Annotated in this window: 2 protein-coding genes and 1 pseudogene; 2 read left to right on the top strand and 1 reads right to left on the bottom strand. The window is 70.8% G+C overall.

What is annotated here, in order from left to right; all coding sequences use genetic code 11:
* Both pyrD and I0Q12_RS12900 read left to right on the top strand, forming a co-directional pair.
* Positions 1 to 736: dihydroorotate dehydrogenase (quinone) (gene pyrD, locus I0Q12_RS12905; protein ID WP_197252294.1), on the top strand; the 736-nt coding region annotated here is incomplete at its 5' end.
* Positions 737 to 845: 109 nt separating this feature from the next.
* The gene (locus tag I0Q12_RS12900) at positions 846 to 1,808 is read left to right on the top strand and encodes a DUF389 domain-containing protein (protein ID WP_197252293.1); all 963 of its coding nucleotides are present in this window, start codon (positions 846 to 848) and stop codon (positions 1,806 to 1,808) included.
* A 75-nt stretch (positions 1,809 to 1,883) separates the two neighbouring features.
* Here I0Q12_RS12900 and I0Q12_RS12895 read toward each other — a convergent pair.
* Positions 1,884 to 2,059 (bottom strand): annotated as a pseudogene (locus tag I0Q12_RS12895) (YbhB/YbcL family Raf kinase inhibitor-like protein); the annotation flags it as partial.

The raw sequence follows: 2,059 nt of genomic DNA, 5'->3' as shown, positions 1-2,059 counted from the left end.
CCGCGCGCTGATCAACCGGATGGGTTTCAACAACCACGGCGCCGGCGAGGCCGCCAACCAGCTGCGGCAGCGGCTGCGCACCGTGCCGATCGGCGCGAACATCGGCAAGACGAAGATCGTGCCTGCGGGCGAGGCCGCCGCGGACTACACCGAAAGTGCCCGCCTGCTCGGTCCGCTCGCGGACTTCGTCGTCGTCAACGTCTCCTCGCCCAACACCCCCGGTCTGCGGGACCTGCAGGCCGTCGAGTCGCTGCGCCCGCTGCTCGCGGCGGTGCTCGACACGGTGACCGTGCCGGTGCTGGTGAAGATCGCGCCGGATCTGTCGGACGAGGACGTCGACGCGGTCGCGGATCTGGCGGTCGAGCTGGGTCTGGCGGGCATCGTCGCGACCAACACCACCATCCGGCGCGACGGTCTGCGCACCGACCCCGCGCGAGTCGAGGAGATCGGCGCCGGCGGCCTGTCGGGTGCGCCCGTCGCCGATCGCTCCCTGGAGGTGCTGCGGCGCCTGCACAAGCGGGTCGGGGACCGGCTGGTGCTGGTGTCGGTGGGCGGCATCGAAACGGTCGAGCAGGCGTGGGAGCGGATCCTCGCCGGCGCGTCGCTCATCCAGGGCTACACCGGGTTCATCTACGGCGGCCCGTTCTGGATGCGCCGCATCCACAAGGGTCTGGCCCGCAAGCTCCGGGCCTCCGGCTACGCGTCGATCGCCGACGCGGTCGGCGCCGCCAACTGATCGCGCCGCGCGCATGCGGGTGGCGGCCTCGTCCGTGCGTGGCCGCCACGACGCCGGGAGCTGAGTCGAAAGGGCGGGCGTCGACGCCGGGAACGGGGACACTGGCCCCATGCTGCACCTGCGGATCCTGTCGCCGAGCGAGCTGACCGAGGACACCGTCCGCATCCTCCGCGACGAACCCGGAGTCAGCGGACTCGCGGTGATACACGGTGCCGCGCTGCGCCCGGTCGGCGACATCGTGCATGCGGACGTGGCGCGGGAGGTGACCAACGACCTGATCGAGCAGCTCCGGGCGATCGGGTTGCACCGCAGAGGCACGATCGAGATCGAACCGGTACATGCCTGGCTCTCGCGCAGCGGGTTCGACGCGGAGTTGCGCACCCCGGGGAGCAGCGCCGACGCCGTCGTGTGGGCGGAAGTCGCGCAGCGTTCCTACGAGGACGTCGAATTGAACTGGACCTACCTCAGCTTCATGACGATGGCCACGCTGCTGGCCGGCATCGCGATCGTCACCGACTCGCAGGTCCTGGTCATCGGCGCGATGGTGCTCGGGCCCGAGTTCGGTGCGATTGCCGCGCTCGGCGTCGCCCTGGTCAAGCGGCGCTTCGTGCTGCTCGCGACGGCGGCCCGCACCCTGGTGGCCGGGTTCGTGGTGGCGATCGCGGTCACCGCGGTGGCCGCGCTCGCCGCTCGGCTGCTGGGCTGGATCACCCTCGACGACATCACCGGTCCGCGACCGGAGACCGATTTCATCTACACACCCGACAAGTGGTCGTTCCTCGTGGCCGTGATCGCAGCGGCGGCAGGGGTACTGTCCCTGACGTCGTCCAAGCTGGGCGGATTGTCCGGGGTGTTCATCTCGGTGACGACGGTCCCCGCTGCGGGCAACGTCGGCGTCGGTCTCGCATTCGGCGCTGCCGAAGAAATCTGGGGCAGCACACTGCAACTCGCCCTCAACCTGTCCGGAATGGCGCTGGCGGGCTGGGCGACACTGGCCGTGCAACAGGTGGCGTGGTCCCGGGTGTCGGTGCGTCGCTTCCGCGCCCTCGATCGCCGCCGCCGGATGCTGTGACCGCACCCGGCCCGGTGCGTGCCCGGCGTGGTTCGACGCCGGGCACGCACCGGGTGGTGGGTCGTCGAGCGAGTGTCACTTCACCTCGTAGGTGCCCGTCAGCAAGGCGCGGGCGATGGCGTGCCCGAACACGTTGAAACCGAGGAACGCCGGGGTGGAGTCGGCGGTGAGCCCGTCGATCGTCTCGACGTCCAGCGCGTGGACGGCGACGATATAGCGGTGGTAGCCGTGACCGGCCGGCGGGGCGGCAC

It is taken from the genome of Rhodococcus sp. CX (assembly GCF_015865005.1).
GTDB lineage: Bacteria > Actinomycetota > Actinomycetes > Mycobacteriales > Mycobacteriaceae > Rhodococcus.
This window is presented reverse-complemented; position numbering and strand designations above follow the sequence as displayed.